The sequence below is a fragment of the Caulobacter sp. BE254 genome, from assembly GCF_031457295.1.
Taxonomy (GTDB): domain Bacteria; phylum Pseudomonadota; class Alphaproteobacteria; order Caulobacterales; family Caulobacteraceae; genus Caulobacter.
In genome coordinates this window covers 29,594-47,823 of the sequence record NZ_JAVDWJ010000003.1, presented here as the reverse complement: position 1 = coordinate 47,823, position 18,230 = coordinate 29,594, and the positions used below count along the sequence as shown (strand labels likewise).

General features: G+C 69.0%; 8 protein-coding genes. 6 read left to right on the top strand and 2 right to left on the bottom strand.

Annotated features, from left to right (window positions below):
- Positions 1-206: 206 nt before the first annotated feature.
- From J2X41_RS07050 to J2X41_RS07035, 4 genes are all read left to right on the top strand, one after another.
- On the top strand, positions 207-3,353 hold the full coding sequence (locus J2X41_RS07050) for a TonB-dependent receptor (protein ID WP_310080775.1): 3,147 nt from the start codon (positions 207-209) through the stop codon (positions 3,351-3,353).
- A gap of 115 nt (positions 3,354-3,468) precedes the next feature.
- Entirely contained in the window at positions 3,469-6,312 is a 2,844-nt protein-coding gene (locus J2X41_RS07045) for a glycosyl hydrolase 115 family protein (protein WP_310080774.1), read from the top strand.
- 471 nt (positions 6,313-6,783) lie between these two features.
- Entirely contained in the window at positions 6,784-9,597 is a 2,814-nt protein-coding gene (locus J2X41_RS07040; protein WP_310080772.1) for a TonB-dependent receptor, read from the top strand.
- Positions 9,598-9,680: 83 nt separating this feature from the next.
- Positions 9,681-11,777: a beta-galactosidase gene (locus J2X41_RS07035; protein ID WP_310080770.1), complete on the top strand. Its 2,097-nt coding sequence runs from the start codon at positions 9,681-9,683 to the stop codon at positions 11,775-11,777.
- A gap of 173 nt (positions 11,778-11,950) precedes the next feature.
- Here J2X41_RS07035 and J2X41_RS07030 read toward each other — a convergent pair whose 3' ends face one another.
- Positions 11,951-13,384, bottom strand: coding sequence for a porin (locus J2X41_RS07030; RefSeq protein WP_310080768.1), 1,434 nt, complete (start codon positions 13,382-13,384; stop codon positions 11,951-11,953).
- A gap of 96 nt (positions 13,385-13,480) precedes the next feature.
- Positions 13,481-14,821: a dicarboxylate/amino acid:cation symporter gene (locus tag J2X41_RS07025; protein ID WP_310080766.1), complete on the bottom strand. Its 1,341-nt coding sequence runs from the start codon at positions 14,819-14,821 to the stop codon at positions 13,481-13,483.
- Between the two features lie 230 nt (positions 14,822-15,051).
- Here J2X41_RS07025 and J2X41_RS07020 point away from each other — a divergent pair, with 230 nt between their 5' ends.
- Entirely contained in the window at positions 15,052-16,872 is a 1,821-nt protein-coding gene (locus J2X41_RS07020) for an ATP-binding protein (protein ID WP_310080764.1), read from the top strand.
- Positions 16,869-18,227, top strand: a complete 1,359-nt coding sequence (locus tag J2X41_RS07015) for a sigma-54 dependent transcriptional regulator (RefSeq protein WP_310080761.1) — start codon at positions 16,869-16,871, stop codon at positions 18,225-18,227. The genes J2X41_RS07020 and J2X41_RS07015 overlap by 4 nt, the downstream gene beginning before the upstream one ends.
- Positions 18,228-18,230: the final 3 nt, after the last annotated feature.

Below are 18,230 nucleotides of genomic sequence, written 5' to 3'. Positions count from 1 at the left end.
GAGCCCGAGTCCCTCTCCCTCAACTTGCAAAACTTGGTACCGGTATCTTGACGGGTGGTCAGGCCGCATGACACTGATATCAGACCATAGAGTCGACTGAGGTCTGACCTTTGTCACCTAAGGTTTCCGACCCCAAGGGTCGGATGGTCGCAGGACCCAAGAAGCAAATTAGGCGCGCCGAAGTGTGCGCTTTGGGAGGGATCACGATGACGAACACGACGCCCGTAGTGGGTCGCAGGCGGACGCTGAGGGGCGCGCTGATCGGCGCCACGATCCTGGCGGGGCCGAACGCCGTGCCGGCGGGAGCCTGGGCCCAGGAGGCCGCCGCCAATCCGCCTCCGAAGGTGAAGCCCGCGGCGGGCGCCGAGGAGCCTTCGGTCGTCGAGGCGGTCGTCGTCACCGGCTACCGCCAGTCGCTCGAGAATTCCGCCAACGCCAAGAAGAACACCACCAACTTCATCGACTCGATCTTCGCCGAGGACATCGGCAAGTTCCCCGACCTGAACCTGACGGAATCGCTGCAGCGCCTGCCCGGCGTGCAGATCGACCGCGACACCTCGGGCGAGGGGACCTACATCAACGTGCGCGGCCTCAGCGCCGGCTTCACGGTCCTGACGGTCAACGGCTTCGCCATCAGCACCTCGGCCAACGGCTTCAACGAAGGGCGGGGATCGAGCCTGGACATCCTGCCCTCGGAGCTGTTTCGGCGGCTGACCCTCAGCAAGTCCCCGGTCGCCAGCACCGTCGAAGGCGGCACGGCGGGATCGGTGGACATGCAGCCGGTCCACGCCTTCGACCGCAAGGGGTTCCACCTGAACCTGCAGGCCCAGGGCTCCTACCAGGACGTCAACAAGACGGCGACGCCGCGGGTCGCCGGCATCGTCAGCAACACCTGGGAAGGCACCCGGATCGGCGATTTCGGCATCCTGCTGGCGGGCGCCTACGCCCAGAAGGACTATCGCAGTGAGATCTTCAACACGGTCGGCTACACGACCATGAACCTGGGCGCGGCGTGCCGCAGCACCACGTTCGGCTGCAACTCGCTGATCCTCGACCCGTCCAGCGCGCCGGCGACGAACCGCACGGCCGGCTATGGCGGCGGGGCGGGCGCGACCCTGACGACGATCCCTCGAAACGTCCCGTCCGAGCTGGGCCTGGGCGCGTTCGGCTCGCCCCTGGTCCAGTGCGGCAACGGCGCGCCGGGCGGGACCTCGGGCCTGTCCTGCCAGGACCTCAGCTATGTGATCGTGCCGCGCCTGGTGCGGGCCGAGCAGGTGGTCGGCAGCCGCGACCGGACCACCGGCATGCTGAACCTGGAATGGCGACCGACCAAGACGCTGCGGTTCAAGTTCGACTCGATCCTGTCGGAGTCCAACAACGACTTCCAGCAGCACGACGTGATGCTGACGGTCCGCAGCTACAACAACAACATCCCGATCAAGTTCACGACCGACCAGAATAACGTCCTGACCTCGGGCACGTTCGGCAACGCCTATTTCCTGAACCAGAGCACCGACGCCCAGACCTACACCAAGCTGTTCTACCGCTCGCTGTCGGCCGAGTGGGACATCGCCAGGAACCTCAGGTTCTCCATGGCGGGCATGATCAACACTGGCAAGTTCAGCAACTATTCGCTCCAGACCACCCTGCAGTCGGCGGCCGGGCAGGTGCAGCCCACCGTCTACGCGCCCGGCGTCACCGCCCCGGCCGGCGGCGGGCCGTCCTCGAATCTGACACCACTGAACACCGGGCAATACGCCGTCTACAGCTACACCCCCGGCGACCTGACGCCGCGCCTGTCGTCCAGCATCGATCTGCCGACCTATACCGGCTGGAACTGGAACAGCATCCAGATCGCGCCGAACAAGCAGGACCTGGAGCAGAAGTCGTTCCGCGCCGACCTGGTCTGGGGCGACGCGCGCTGGATCGCTGTCTCGGCCGGCGTCATGAGGTCGAAGTTCGACCGCCACATCGCCACCTGGAACACGTCCGAATGCGCGTTCCGCAACAACTGCACCTCGGCCTTCACCTCGACGGAGACCTCGCTGCTGGGCGCCGTGCCGAACACGGCGATCGCGCAGTACCTGACCGACCTGCCGTCCATGAACCTGTTCAAGGGCGCGCCGATCGACCCGGGTTTCAACAACGGCTGGAAGGTCATCGACTTCGACAAGCTGCGCAAGGCGGTCAATTTCGACTACTACATGAAGCAGACCAACCCGGGCGACCAGCCGGCCAACTACCTGAATACCTATTCGCCGCGGATCCTCACCGAGGAGACGACATCGGCCTATCTGATGGCGGAAGGCCGCCGCGAGATCTTCGGCCGCGACCTGCGCTTCAACACCGGCGTGCGCTATACCGAAACCGAGCAATCGGTGGCGGGCATCGTCAACGACTTCCTGGTCGGCGGCGGCAACCGCACCTCGCCGTCGACGACCAGCGACAGCCACAACTGGCTGCCGAGCCTGAACCTGGCCTATTTCCTCACCGACACCCTGGTCGTGCGCGGCGCGGCGGCCCGCACGGTCACGCGGCCCAATCCGCAGGACCTGGCGCCGAGCTTCGGCCTCAGCCTGGACGGCGACGTCTTCACCAAGGGCAATCCGGGGCTGTCGCCGTTCTATGCCAACAACTACGACTTCGGCCTGGAATGGTATCCCCGGTCGCGCACGGTGGTGACCTTCAACGTCTGGGGCAAGGAGATCTTCGACTATCCCGCCACCCTCGACGTCAGCACCCCCTTCGCCGACACCGGACTGCAGTTCGACCGGCTCAGCGACCGCCAGAAGACCGGCATCACCAACCTCGGCGGCGGCGATCCCAACAACGCCCGGATCACCGTGCGGCAGAAGCTGAACTCCGACGTCGTGGTCAAGCTGCTCGGCCAGGAGGTGCAGTGGAACCAGCCGCTGGACTTCATCCGCAAGGGGCTGGGCTTCAGCGCCAACCTCACCCACATCTCGCAGTCGCTGTCGGGGCAGGTGCCCGCCAGCTTCAATCCCAAGTCGCTGATCTCGGGCCTGGCGCCCTGGACCTATAACGGCACGCTCTATTACGAGCTGAGCAACGGCTTCTCGGCTCGCCTGTCCTACACCCACCGCGACGCCAACCTGCAGACGGTGTGCCCCTGCAACAACGTGCCGGGCGATCTCTATTCGACCGCCACCAACTACATGGACGCCCAGGTCAGTTTCCGCGTGCCGGGCTACAAGCAGGCCCAGGTCACCCTCCAGGCGCAGAACCTGCTCAAGCAGGTGCAGCTCAACCGGTACGAAAACCGCGAGTCCATGCCGGATGGCGCGACCTATGCGGGCCGCACCTTCGTGGTGGGCGTGCGGGCCAACTTCTAGGGCGAGACCCCTGGACCGTCGATCGCCGCCGCCGCTTACTCCCCCGGGGTTGGCGCGGTCGCACTGGGGCGGCGCGTCCGCGCGTCGCCCTTCTTTCCCTGGCTTGGACTGGACCATGATCAAGCACCTGCTCGCCGTATCGGCCCTAGGCCTCGCGATGACGCTGACCGCCCCGGCGCGGGCCGCCGTGGTCGCTGGGCCCGTCAGCGTGGTCGCGCCGTCCGCGAAACACGCTCTGAAACTCATCGTTGATGGCCGTCCGGCCTTCGTGATGGTCGACCCGGCCGACCAGCCCGCCGTCCGGCGCGTGGCCGCCGACCTGCAGCGCGACTTGGCTCAGGTGGCCGGCGGGCCGGCGCCGGCCGACGCCTCGGGCAAGACCCCGGTGGTCATCCTGGGCACGATCGGCGCCAGCCCGCTGATCGACCGGCTGGTCGCCGAGGGCAAGCTGGACGTGACGGGGGTCTCCGGCCAATGGGAGGGCTTCGTCCAGCAGGTCGTCGATCATCCGCTGCCCGGCGTCCCCCGGGCGCTGGTGATCGCCGGCGCGGACCGGCGCGGCGCGATCTTCGGGGCCTATGACCTGTCCGAACGCATCGGCGTCTCGCCGTGGAGCTGGTGGGCCGACGTGCGGGTGCGGGTGCGCAAGAACCTGGCCGTCTCGGCTGGCCGGCGGGTGCAGAAGCCGGTCGTCAAGTACCGCGGCATCTTCCTCAACGACGAGGATCCGGCTCTGTCGGGATGGGCGAAGGCCAGCTTCGGCGGCGTCAATTCCAGGATGTACGAGAAGGTGTTCGAGCTGATCCTGCGCCTGCGCGGCAACTATCTGTGGCCGGCCATGTGGGGCAAGTCGATCTTCGAGGACGATCCGCTCAGCGCCCAGCGGGCCGACGAGTACGGCGTGATCCTGGGCACCTCGCACCACGAGCCGATGATGCGCGCCCAGAAGGACTGGGGTCGGCAGGGCGGCGGCGCCTGGGACTACACCACCAACAAGCCCGCCCTGCAGGCCTTCTGGCGCGAAGGCGTCAGGCGGATGGGGACGCGCGACAGCCTGGTGACCATCGGCATGCGCGGCGACGGCGACGAGCCGATGACCAAGGGCACGGCCACCCAGCTGCTGGAGACCATCGTCGCCGACCAGCGCCAGATCATCGGCGAGGTGACCGGCAAGGACCCGGCCCGGACCCCGCAGGTCTGGGCGCTCTACAAGGAGGTGCAGGACTATTACGACGCCGGCATGCGCGTGCCCGACGACGTCACCCTGCTGTTCGCCGACGACAACTGGGGGAACATCCGCCGCCTTCCCGAGCCGGGAAAGGCCCGCCCCGGCGGCTACGGCGTCTACTACCATTTCGACTATGTCGGCGGTCCGCGGAACTACAAGTGGATCAACACCAACCAGATCGAGCGCACCTGGGAGCAGATGAAGCTGGCGGCCGATTACGGGGCCGACAGGCTGTGGATCGTCAATGTCGGCGACCTCAAGCCGATGGAGCTGCCCATCGGGTTCTTCCTCGACATGGCCTGGGACCCGGCGGCCATGTCGGTCGAGGCCATGGATGGCTATGCGGCCAACTGGGCCAAGGCCCAGTTCGGCCCGGCCCAGGGCGAGGAGATCGGCGCCCTGCTCGAGGGCTACACCCGGCTCAACGCCCGCCGCAAACCCGAGCTGCTGACGCCGGACACCTTCAGCCTGGTCCATGAGCGCGAGGCCGAGCGGGTGGCGGCCGAATGGGACGACCTGGAGGCGCGGGCCCTGAAGGTCCGCGCGGCTCTGCCCGCCAGCGACCACGACGCCTTCTTCCAGCTGGTGCAGCATCCGATCCAGGCTGGCGCCAACCTCACCCGGCTCTATCTGGCCGCCGGCCGCAACAGGCTCTACGCCGAGCAGGGTAGGGCCTCGGCCAAGGCCTGGGGCGACGAGGCAGGCGCGCTGTTCGCCCGCGACGCCGAACTGACCCGGCAGTATCACGAGGACGTCGCCGGCGGGAAATGGCGCGGCATGATGAGCCAGGTCCATATCGGCTACACCAGCTGGAACGACCCGCCCCGGAACATCCCGCCGCAGATTGCCGCCGTCGCGCCCGGGGCGCCGCGCGGCCTGGGCGTGGCGGTCGAAGGCGACGCCAAGGCCACCTGGTCGGGTGCGAGCGAAGCGCCCGTCCTGCCGGTTCTCGATATCGACGGCCCCGGCTCGCGCTGGATCGACGTCTTCAACGGCGGCAAGCCGTTCGCCTTCACCGCCTCGACCGACCAGCCGTGGCTGAAGCTCAGCCAAACCTCGGGCCGCGCCGACCAGGACGTGCGGCTGGAGGTGTCGGCCGACTGGCGCGAGGTCCCGACCGGGGTCACCGAAGCCCAGGTTGAGATCCGCGGCGAGAACGGCGAACGGGTGGTGGTGAAGGTCCCGGTCTCCAGGCCGGCGAGCAAGCGCCGGGGCTATGTCGAGGTCGGGGGCCAACTGACGATCGAGGCGGCGCACTATGCCCGGGCGGTCGACAAGGACGGCCTGGCCTGGCGCCAGATCCCCAACCTTGGCCGGACCCTGTCGGGGGTGACCGCCTATCCCTCGACCGCGCCGTCGTCGGAGCCCGGCGCCGGTCCGGTGCTGGACTATCCGGTCGACCTGGCCGGGGCCGGCGATCTCGACGTCACCGTGCTGACGGCGCCGAGCCTGGATTTCCGGGGCAAGGGCGGGCTGAGGTTCGGGATCTCGTTCGACGACGGTCCGGTCGAGGTGGTGACCTTGAACCTGAAGCCCAACGCCGCGGACTGGAACCACGCGGTGAGCCGCAACGCCGCGGCGGGCCGCGCCCATTTCACCCTGGCCGAGGGCGGCGCGCGAACCCTCAAGCTTTGGAGGATCGATCCGGGCGTGGTGTTCGAGACCGTGGTCGTCAGCCGCAGCGACCTGCCCGCCGCCTTCCTGGGGCCGCGCGAGAGCGTCAGGCGCTGACGCCGCCCGTCCGCGGCGATTCGGCGGTCGCCGCCGGGGCGGCCCAGGCCCATGGCAAGGTCGATCGGCCGCGTTTCAGCCGCGGAATGAACCCCCGCCGCGACCGACGGGTCTAGGTCCAGCCTGGCGGTGCGCGGTCTCGCCGAAGGGTTCGCGAGCCTGGGCCGTCTTGTCCGAGTATATGCCCGCGCCGGCGTCCTGACGCCTGACGGGGCGCGGCCCGGCACGACTCCGCAAACCCGGTTCTCAGTTCGATAGGACCATGGCCGGGTGACGGCGGAGGGCGCTCAAATGCCGTCAGACAAGGCCTGCGCGTGCAGGTCTGGCCTGCACCAGAAATTCCGAAAACCCACCCCGTGATATTAATATTACAAACCTGTTGACGTGCGGCGACGGCGCGGGCAGGTTTGGTCAGACAAAAGCGCGGCCACGGGGAAGATACCTCGGGCTTGATGACTAGGGGGAAAAACGATGAAACGTCTCGCATTCATGCTGTCGGTCGCGCCGATGGCGCTTTTGGCCTTGCCCGCCGCGGCTCAGACGGCGCCCGCAAGCCAGGTATTGTCGGACAAGTCAGTCGCAGCCAAGCCCGTGCAGGACGCTACGGTCGACGAGGTCGTGGTGACCGGCCTGCGGGAAAGCCTGCGGTCGGCGCAGCAAATCAAGCGCAACTCCGACGCCATTCTCGACGCCGTCGTCGCTGAGGACATCGGCAAGCTTCCCGACAACACCGCCGCCGAGACGCTGGCGCGCATCACCGGCGTGCAGGTCGAACGGTTCAGCGACGAGGCCAACCGCGTCCTGATCCGGGGCCTGCCGGACGTGGCCACCACCTATAACGGCCGCGAGATCTTCACGGCCGAACTGCGCCGTGTGCAGCTGCAGGACTTCCCGGCCCAGGCCATCGCGGGGATCGAGGTCTACAAGTCAGGCACGGCCGACATCGTCGAGCCCGGCTTGGCCGGTCTGGTCAACGTCCGCTCGCGACGCCCGTTCGACTTCAAGGGCGGGTTCATCGGCGGGGGGCTGCGCGGCACCTACAACGACCAGACCAGGAAGTACGACCCCAACGGCAACATCCTGGTCTCGGATCGCTGGGACACGCCGATCGGCGAGATCGGCGTCCTGGCCAACGCCACCTACGCCCAGTCGCAATACCGCAACGCGGTGCGCTACAACAACCAGGACATCTCCACGGTGAGTTCGGCGTCGAGCGTTTCGCCGGCGTCGGCGGGGCACAACTTCCGCTACCCCCACTCCGTCGGCCTCTATAACGACGGCGGCAAGCGCTACCGCCCGTCGGCGAACATCGCCCTCCAATGGCGGCCGAACGACAAGCTCGAGGTCTATGTCGACGGCATCTACCAGGGCTATCGCGGTCGGCAGGCGACCGACAACCTGGACGTCAATCTTCGCGACTGGGATTCGACCGTGCGGGTGGATCCGCCCCTGACCAACGTCACGTTCGTCCCGGGCACGACCGACCAGGCGGCGGGCTTCACCAAGTCCGGCGGCATGGCGCCCCAGGCCTACCGCTCGACCGGGGCCGACCACACCAACACCTACCAGGGCGCGGTCGGCGCGATCTGGCGGGGTAGCCGCCTGACCCTATCCACCGATCTGGCCTACGAAGACAGCGAGTACGAGGCGCGCAACTGGAGCTTCGACACCGCCTTCGCCTCGCCGCCGACCATCGTCGCCAAGTTCAACGAGAAGGACGGCGCGGCGTTCGACATCACGGGCTTCAACGCCTCCGACCCGGCCAACTACCTGTGGCGCGGCTATTACGAGCGGCACTATATCGCCAAGGGCAGCGGGGTGCAGTGGCGGGGCGACGCGACATTCGATACCGGCGCTTCCTGGCTCCCGGAGATCAAGTTCGGGCTGCGCTACACCGACCGGGACGCCTCGCTGATCCAAGGCGATCGGTATGCCGGAGTGCTTGCGCTGAAGATCCCGCTCGCCAGCCTGCCGGTGGGCCAACTGCAGCTGATCGAGGATCCGTTCCGAGGCGACGCCCAGGGCTTCACCCAGTACCTGATGCCGACGCGCGACGGGATCGCCGGGAATTTCGCGGCCCTGCAGCAACGCTCCATCGCGGCTCTGCAGCAGCTCGTGGTGCTGTACCCCAACGACTCGAACTACAAGAACGCGCTGAGGGATTTCACCGCTCCGGACGTGCCGTTGAAGAAGGACGGCGCGTTCAGCGCCACCGAGCAAAGCTACGCCGAGTACGTTCAGGCCAAGTACGCCTTCGACGTGGGTTCGGTCGCCATCGACGGCGTGGCCGGCGTCCGCGTCGTCCAGACGCTGGGTGAGTTTTCCGGCGCCTCCACCGTCAAGGTCGCCGGCGTCACGGCCCTGAGCCCTAAGACGATCCGGCAGAACTATACCGACGTGCTGCCCAACGTCAGCCTGCGGATCCGGCCGATCGACAAGCTGCAACTGCGCCTGGGCTACACCCAGACCCGCACGCGCGTCGATTTTGGCTCGCTCAACCCTGCTCTGCACATCGAGCAGGTTGACCACACGTCCGAGAATCCGCCCAGCCCGACCGCGCCCCCGCCGCCGGACGCCAGGGGCTCGGGCGGCAATCCCGACCTTCTCCCGCTGACTTCCAACAACTACGACGTCAGCGCCGAATACTACTTCTCGAGCACCGGCAACATCAGCGTCGCCGGCTTCTATCGCGACCTCTTCGGGTTCACGAACAACTACACGCGACGCATCCAGGACCCGGTCTACGGTGTGGTCGAACTCAGCCGTCCCGAGAATTCCGGCGCGGGCAAGATCAAGGGCTTCGAGGTCGGCGCCCAGACCTTCCTGGATTTCCTGCCGGAAGCGTTCAAGGGCTTCGGCGTTCAGGGGAACGTCACCTATATCGATGGCAAGAACCGGTTCCCCGACAAGCTGGGCGTCAATCCCGCCTTCGTCCGCATTCCGGGCCTGTCGAAGTGGACCTACAACGCCGCCGTCTTCTATGAACGCAACGGCCTGACGGGACGGCTTTCCTATAATCGCCGATCGCCCTGGGTCAGCTATTATCGCGCAGACGCCACCGGCACGCAGTATACCGGCGTCGGGGTCCGCGCGACCTCCCGCCTGGACGCTTCCTTGAGCTACGACATCTCCAGGAACCTGACCATCAGCGCGGACGTCTCCAACCTGCTGGCCAAGCCGTTCGAGAACTACAACAACTACCAGCCCGATCGCACCTATCCGGTCGATGTCCGCTACGAAGGCCGCTATTACGGCCTGGGCCTACGCTTCCGCTTCGGCGAATGATGCGCGACCGGCCGGCGGCGTTGCCGCTGGCCGGTCTGGCCCCTACGATGCCGAACCACTGACGGACGGCTCGGGAGGCCAGGATGCTGAACTTCGATCAACGCCTGCGGGCCGTGGCGTTGGCGTTGCTGTTCATGCTGGGCTGTGGCCGGATCGCGGTGGCGGCGGACCTCCCCGACACCATCCTCTACGGCGTGGCCTACTACGACGAATACACCCCGACCGACCGGGTCGAGGAGGACGCGCGGATGATGCAGGCGGCGGGGATCACCGTCGTGCGCATCGCCGAGTCCACCTGGGGCACGCTGGAGCCCCAGCCCGGCGTCTTCGACTTCAGCCACGTCGACCGGACCCTGGCGGCCATGCAGCGGCACGGCATCAAGGTGATCGTCGGCACGCCCACCTACGCCGTCCCCACCTGGCTGGCCCGCGAGCATCCCAACGTCCTGGTGGTCACGCCGAAGGGCCGCGCCGAGTACGGCTGGCGGCAGAACATGGACATCACCGACCCCGACTATCGCCGCGCCGCCGAGCGGGTGATCGTCGCCCTGGTCGACCACGTGAAGGACCATCCCGCGGTCGTCGGCTACCAGGTCGACAACGAGACCAAGGCCTATGGCACCAGCGGCCCCAATGTTCAGGCCGCCTTCGTCGCCGACATGAAGCGCCGCTGGCCTGACCTGGACGCCCTGAACAAGGCCTATGGCCTGGACTACTGGAGCAACCGCATCAACCGCTGGGAGGATTTCCCGTCGGTCAACGGCTCGATCAACGCCAGCCTGTCCAACGCCTTCGCGCGGTTCCAGCGCGGCCTGGTCACCGACTTCCTGGCCTGGCAGGCCGGCCTGGTGCGGGCCCATGCCCGGCCGGACCAGTTCATCACCCACAATTTCGACTACGCCTGGCGCGGCCATTCGTTCGGCGTGCAGCCCGAGGTGAACCACTGGGAGGCGGCCAGGGCGCTGGATGTGGCCGGCGTCGACATCTACCACCCCAGCCAGGACAAGCTGACCGGCGCCGAGATCGCCTTCGGCGGCGACGTGAGCCGGTCCGTGCGCGACGGGCAGAACTATCTGGTGCTGGAGACAGAGGCCCAGGGCTTCCCCGAATGGACGCCCTATCCCGGCCAGCTGCGGCTGCAGGCCTTCAGCCACCTGGCCTCGGGCGCCAACATGGTCGAGTACTGGCACTGGGCCAGCACGTCCAACGCCATCGAGACCTACTGGCGCGGGGTGCTCTCCCAGGACTATCGGCCCAACGCCGTCTACGAGGAGGCCAAGACCATCGGCGCCGACCTCAAGCGGTTGGGGCCGAAACTGGTCAATATGAAGAAGCGCAATCGGGTCGCGATCTATGTCAGCAACACCGCGCTGAGCGCCTTCGACTCGTTCAAGATCAGCTCGGACGTCGGCTACAACGACGTGCTGCGCCCCTATTACGACGCCCTCTACCGGATGAACGTCGAGGTCGACTTCCTGTCGCCCACGTCCAAGACGCCGCTGTCGGACTACCAGCTGATCGTGGTCCCGGCCCTCTACGCGGCCAGCGACGCCGAGATCGATCGGCTGAACGCCTACGCCAAGGCCGGCGGCCACCTGGTCTACACCTTCAAGAGCGGCTTCACCGACGAGAACACCAAGGTGCGCTACACGCCCCAGCCGGGCGGGATCACGCAGGCGGCGGGCGTCCGCTACGAGCAGTTCACGAGGCCCGAGGGCGTGACCCTGGACGGCGACCCCTTCGCCGTCGGCGACAAGGACAACACCGCCCGCTGGTGGATGGAGTTCCTGACCCCGACCACGGCCACCGTGGTGGCGCGCTACAAGCACCCCTCCTGGCCCGCCTATGCGGCCATGACCCGCAACGCCTACGGCAAGGGCGAGGTCGCCTATGTCGGCTTCATGCCGAGCGATGCGATGATCGAGAAGATCCTGGCTGGCGAGGCTCGGCGCGCCGGCGTCGAGATCCCGCAGGCGCGGTTCCCGGTCATCGTGCGCGGCGGCCAGCTGTCGAACGGCCATGCGGTGCGCTACGTGCTGAACTATTCGGCCACGCCGCAGCGGCTGGCCGCGGGGGCCGGGACGGGGACGGACCTGCTGTCGGGCCGCAAGGTCGAGGCCGGCCAGCCCCTCGACCTGCCGCCCTGGGGCGTGGCGATCATCGAGGCGACCGGGCGCTGATCGCGGGGGCGGGTTTCCTGTTCGCGTCCCGGTTTGGGTAGCCCTTCGACGCAGGGGGAAAACCTCGTCCTTCGACAAGCTCAGGATGAGGTTTTCTACGGCTCGACCTCTAAAGGGTCCTCATCCTGAGCTTGTCGAAGGACGAGGACCACGCAGGGCCTTGAACGTCGACCCTAGAACTCCACCTGCAGGCGGCCCTGGACGACGGTGACGTCGGCGTCGAGTTCCGCGCCGGCGAGGCTGCGGTTGTCGATCTTGGCCCGGGTCAGGTTCCCGGTCAGCCGGACATAGCTGTAGGGGTACCAGTTGGCGCCCACGGTGACGCCGCGATAGATGCCGGCGGTGGCCAGGCCAGTCTGCAGCGCCGGGGCCACCACGGTGTTCGCCGCCATGTCGGTGAGGTCGGCGTAGTCGTAGCGGGCCGCCAGTTCCACGGCCCCCAGGCCGCCCTTGTCGAGCGGGTGGAGCACCTTGATCCGGCCGAACGAGCCGTTGGGATTGTAGGGCCGGGTCTCGCCGGTCGGGAACCAGCTGACGGCGCCATAGGCGGTGACGATGTCGAAATTGTCGCCGCCCAGGGTCGGGCTCAGGCTGGTGGCGATGCGGTCGACCCGGATCCGCGCGGCTTCGCCCTGGACCGACAGGGCGCGGTGCACCCAGGCGCCTTCCAGGGCCAGGGTGGTGTCGCCGTCGCCGACCGCGCCGGTGCTCAGCAGGGTGGCGCCCGAGGCGGTCTGCGGCCGGAAGGCGGTGTTGGCCGCGGCCGAATAGGTGAAGCCGGTCTCGCCGCCGCGGTCGCGCCGCCGCGCCCAGGCCCCCAGGTGCAGGCGGTCGTTCTCCGACAGCTTGGGCGACCAGGTGGCCCGCACCGTCGCGCCCGACCGCTCGACCGCCTGGTTGGGATCGAAACCCCCGGTCACGTCGGCCTTGTTGATGCTGTCGCCCTGCAAGGCGGCCCACAGCGACCAGTTGGGGCCGGTCCGCACCACTTCCAGGGCCAGGGTATAGCCGGCGTCGATCAGGTCGCCATAGGCGCCGCGCTCCATGAAGGTGGTTGACTTGAACGAGGTCAGGCCCTCCAGCGAGGCGGCCTTCTGATTGCCGGCCAGGATCGAGGTCTGGCTGTTCAGCTTGTATTCGATGATGGCGTCGTCCCAGCCCCAGGCCCCGCCGCTGACCGCGCCGCCCTCAAGGCGATAGGCCCAGCGGCCGGTCTGGCCCTCGACGCCGAGGAACAGCTGGCGGGCCCGGAACTGGCGGGCGTGGTAGTCGGCCAGGCCGTCGCGCTCGGTGGTGGAGTCCACCGCGTCCAGCGACATTCGCCCGCGCAGCTTGAAGGTCGCGCCCGAGGCGTCGGTGAAGCGCGGCGAGTTCTCCCAGCGGATCGGCTCGGCGGCCGGCTTGGACGCCAAGGTCTGGATGGGCGCGGCGGCCGGAGCCGGGGCGGCGGCGGGCGGCGCAGCCGCGGCCTGGCGCTCGAGCACGTCGAGCCGGGCCTGCAGCGCCTGGATCTGCGCCTTCAGCGCCGCCAGGTCGGGGTCTTCGGCGTGGGCCGCGCCGGCAAGGCCGAAGGCGACCAGGGCGGTGGTGGTGAACAGAACGCGCATGGGAAGTCTCCCCCTCTCCGGCGCCGAGCGCCGGGAGCTGGTGATCGGGATCGGGAACGGCGGGAGGCCGCGGGGCGGCCTCCCGGTGTGAAGCGCCTATTCGGCCGCGATCGTAACCGGGTCGGGCGTCGGCTCGACGTCGGACGGAACCGGGTGGCCGGCCAGGGCGGCGTCCAGCAGGTCCTTGTCCAGGGCGTTCTCCCAGCGGCTGACGACGATGGTCGCCACGGCGTTGCCGATGAAGTTGGTCAGGGCCCGGCACTCGGACATGAACCGGTCGACGCCTAGGATCAGGGCCATGCCGGCCACCGGCACCGAGGGCACCACAGACAGGGTCGCCGCCAGGGTGATGAAGCCCGCGCCGGTGACGCCGGCCGCGCCCTTGGAGCTGAGCATGGCCACGCCCAGCAGCAGCAGCTGGTCGCCCAGCGACAGGTGGACGCCGGTGGCCTGGGCGATGAACAGCGCCGCCAGGGTCATGTAGATGTTGGTGCCGTCGAGGTTGAACGAATAGCCGGTCGGCACGACCAGCCCGACCACCGGCTTGGCGCAGCCGGCCCGCTCCAGCTTGTCGATCAGGCTGGGCAGGGCCGATTCCGAGGAGCTGGTGCCCAGCACCAGCAACAGCTCGCTCTTCAGGTAGCGGATCAGGCGCAGGATCGAGAAGCCGTTGAACCGCGCCACCGCGCCCAGGATCACCAGCACGAAGATCAGCGAGGTGGCGTAGAAGGTCCCGACCAGGGCGGCCAGATTGATCACCGAGCCGATGCCGTACTTGCCGATGGTGAAGGCGAAGGCCCCGAAGGCGCCGATCGGGGCGGCCTTCATCAGGATGCCGACCAGGCGGAAGAAGGCGTGGGCGATCGACTCCAGCAGGTCGACGACCGGCTGGCCCTTGTCGCCGACCAGGGCCAGGGCGACGCCGAACAGGATCGAGAAGAACAGCACCTGCAGGATGTCGCCGTCGGCGAAGGCGCCGGTGACGGTGGCCGGGATGATGTTGCTCAGGAAGCCGACGACCGTCGTCTCGTGGGCCTTGGCCGCGTAGTCGGCGACCTTGTCGCTGTGCAGGCTGGCCGGGTCGATGTTCATGCCGGCCCCCGGGTGGACGACATTGGCGACGATCATGCCCAGGATCAGGGCCAGGGTGGAGAAGGTGAAGAAGTAGACGAAGGCCTTCAGCACCACGCGGCCGAACTTGCCCAGGTCGCGCATGCCGGCGATGCCGGTGACCACGGTCAGGAAGATCACCGGGGCGATGACCATCTTCACCAGCTTGATAAAGGCGTCGCCCAGCGGCTTCAGGGACTCGCCGAAGTGGGGATAGAAGTGGCCGATCAGGGCGCCGGCGGTGATGGCGATCAGCACCTGCACATAGAGGTGGGCGTACCAGCGGCCGGGGCGCGACGGCGCGGCGGCGGGGGTCTGCGGGATCATCGGCGGGCTCCTGGGCTCGTTTCCTCGCGCATCTCTGAAGGCTCGGCGCTTGGGCCTAGAGTGCGGGAATTTCAGCGCCGCGCCGTCCGTTTTCTTTCCAGCGGCATACGGGTTTGATTTAGCTGGGAAAAACCTGTCCTCGGCAGGGCTTTCGCGGTCCTGCCTGTATCGTATTTCGCCCACGAAAATCGCCGTTTGTGTGGTATATGGCACGATCTCTGGAGGTTGGCTTGGCGTCGACATCGACATCGGACGCGCCGGTTTCGCGCCGGCGCCTGCTGGCCTGGGCCCTGGTGGCGGCCGCGATCGGCCTGGCCCTGGCCTGGACGGTCGGGGCGCTGGTCCAGGATCGCGCCATGGCCAGCCTGCGGGCGCGGGCGACGGCTTCGGCGGCCCTGCACGCGGCGGTGCTGCGCAGCGAGCTGGACAAGCAGCGGGCCCTGCCGCTGGTCCTGGCCGACGACGCCGACCTGGAGGCGGCCCTGTCCAGCCGCGCGCCCGAGCGGCTGGCCGCCCTGTCGCGCAAGCTGGAGACCCTGGGCGTCCAGGCCCGGGCGGCCGCCGTCTATGTGATCGCGACCGACGGCGTGACGGTCGCGGCCAGCAACTGGCGCCAGCCGACCAGCTTCGTCGGCTCGAACTACGGCTTTCGCCCCTATTTCACCGAGGCCATGACCCAGGGTCACGCCGAGCAGTTCGCCCTGGGCACGGTCAGCCGCAAGCCGGGCCTCTATCTGGCCCGGCGGGTGGACGGCGCGGCCGGACCGCTGGGCGTCGTCGTGGTCAAGCTGGAGTTCGACGGCGTCGAGGCCGCCTGGCGGGCCATCGGCGAGCCGGCCTTCGTGGTCGATCCGCGCGGCCTGGTGCTGATCACCAGCCAGCCGGAATGGCGCTTCCAGGCGCGCCGCCCGCTGTCCGACCAGGACCGGGCGAGGCTGCGGGCCCAGGGCCAGTTCGGCGACGCGGCGTTCGCGCCCTTGCCGCTGCGCTCGCGCGGCGGCGACGGCGTGCAGCGCACCGACGTCCCCCGCGCCGAACGCCAGATCGAGACCCGGCTGGCCGACGTCGCGCCCGGCTGGACGCTGCACCTGCTGACCGCCGCCGCCCCGGTCGACCAGGCGGCGGCGGCGGCGCGCTGGATCACCGCCCTGGTCTGGACCCTGCTGAGCACGGTGCTGTTCTGGCTGTGGATCCGCCGGCGGCGCATCCGCCTGGCCGCCCTGCGCGAGCGCGAGGCCCGGGTCGAGCTGGAGCGGCGGGTCGAGGTCCGCACCCAGGAGCTGACGCAGGTCAACCGCGCCCTGTCGCGCGAGGTCGACGAGCGCCAGCGCACCGAGACCCGGCTGCGGGCCCTGCAGGCCGACCTGGTCCAGGCCAACAAGCTGGCGGCCCTGGGCCAGATCGCCGCCGGGGTGGCGCACGAGATCAACCAGCCGGTGGCCGCCATCCGGGCCAACGCCGACAACGGCCTGGTGCTGATCGGCCGCGGCAAGCCGGAGACGGCGCGCGAGAACCTGGTGGCGATCGCCGCCATGACCGAGCGGATTGGCCGCATCACCGACGAGCTGCGGGCCTTCTCGCGCAAGGCCGACGGCCGGGTCGAGCCGACCCTAGTGTCGGAGGTGATCGAGGGCTCGGTCCTGCTGACCGCCAGCCGCTCGCGCCGCCACGACGCCCGGCTGGTCCGCGAGGGCGAGACGCCGGGCCTGGCGGTGCTGGGGGAACGGATCCGGCTGGAACAGGTGCTGGTCAACCTGCTGCAGAACGCCTTCGAGGCGGTGGAGCATCGCGAGCACGGCCTGGTGACCCTGACCGTGCGCGACGCGGGCGAGACGGTGGAGATCGCGGTCGCCGACAACGGGCCGGGCCTGGCTCCCGAGGTCGAGCGCGGCCTGTTCACGCCCTTCCTGACCACCAAGCCGCAAGGCCTGGGCCTGGGCCTGGTCATCGCCCGCGACATCGCCGCCGGCTTCGGCGGCCGGCTGACCGCCGCCTCCATCCCTGGCGAGGGCGCGACCTTCACCCTGACCCTGCGCAAGGCCGAGCGATGACCGCTTCCGCTGGCCAGGTCGTGTTCGTCGACGACGACGAGGCCCTGCGCGGCGCCGTCGTCCAGGGCCTGGAGCTGGCCGGCTTCGAGGTGGCGACCTTCGACAACGGCCCGGCGGCGCTGAAGGCGCTGTCGCGGGACTTCCCCGGGGCGGTGGTCTCCGACGTGCGCATGCCGGGCATGGACGGCCTGGCGCTGTTCGCGCGCATCCAGGCGATCGACCCGGACATTCCGGTGCTGCTGATCACCGGCCATGGCGACGTGGCCATGGCCGTGGCCGCCCTGAAGGACGGGGTCTACGACTTCGTCTCCAAGCCCTTCCCGATCGAACGCCTGGCGGTGGCCCTGGCGCGGGCCCTGGAGAAGCGGAGCCTGGTGCTGGATAACCGGCGGCTGGAGGCGGCGGCCGCCCAGGCGACGGCGGGCTCGCCCCTGCTAGGCGAGGCGCCGGTCATGCAGCGGCTGCGGGCGACGATCGCCCAGCTGGCCGAGGCCGAGGTCGACGTGCTGATCCAGGGCGAGACCGGCGTTGGCAAGGACCTCGTCGCCCAGGCCCTGCACCGCGGCGGCCCGCGCCGCGCCCGGCCCATGGCCACCGTCAACTGCGCCGCCCTGCCCGAGGCGGTGTTCGAGGCCGAGCTGTTCGGGGTGGCGGGCGGCGCGGCCGGCGGACGCCCCCGGATCGGCCGCCTGGAGCTGGCCGACCGCGGCGTGCTGTTCCTCGACGAGATCGAGGGCCTGACGCCGACCATGCAGGCCAAGCTGCTGAGGGTGGTCGAGGAACGGGAGATCTGGCCGATCGGCGCGGCCGAGCCCCGGCACCTGGACTTCCGGATCATCGCCGCGGGCAAGATCGACCTGGCCGAACCGGTGCGCGAGGGCGCCTTCCGCGCCGACCTCTATTACCGCCTGAACGTCGTCACCCTGGTCGTCCCGCCGTTGCGCGAGCGGCGCGAGGACGTGCCGATGCTGTTCGGCCATTTCCTGGCCGAGGCCGCGGCCCGTTTTCGTCGGCCGGTTCCGCGCCTGACGGCCGTGGTCCGCGACCATCTGCTGGGTCACGACTGGCCCGGCAATGTGCGGGAGCTGGCCCACTACGCCGAGCGGGTGGCCCTGGGCCTGTCGTCGGCCGTCGCCGCCGAGCCCGGGGAGGCCAGCCCGGCCGACGGCCTGGCCGAACGGGTCGAGCGCTACGAGGCGATGGCGATCCGTGAGACCCTGGCCGCCTGCGACGGCGACGCGCGCACGGCGATGGCCCTGCTGCGCACGCCGCGCAAGACCTTCTACGACAAGCTGCGCCGCCACGGCATCGAGATCGACGCCTACCGCCCCGCCCGGCGCGGTCCTCGATCCTGACGC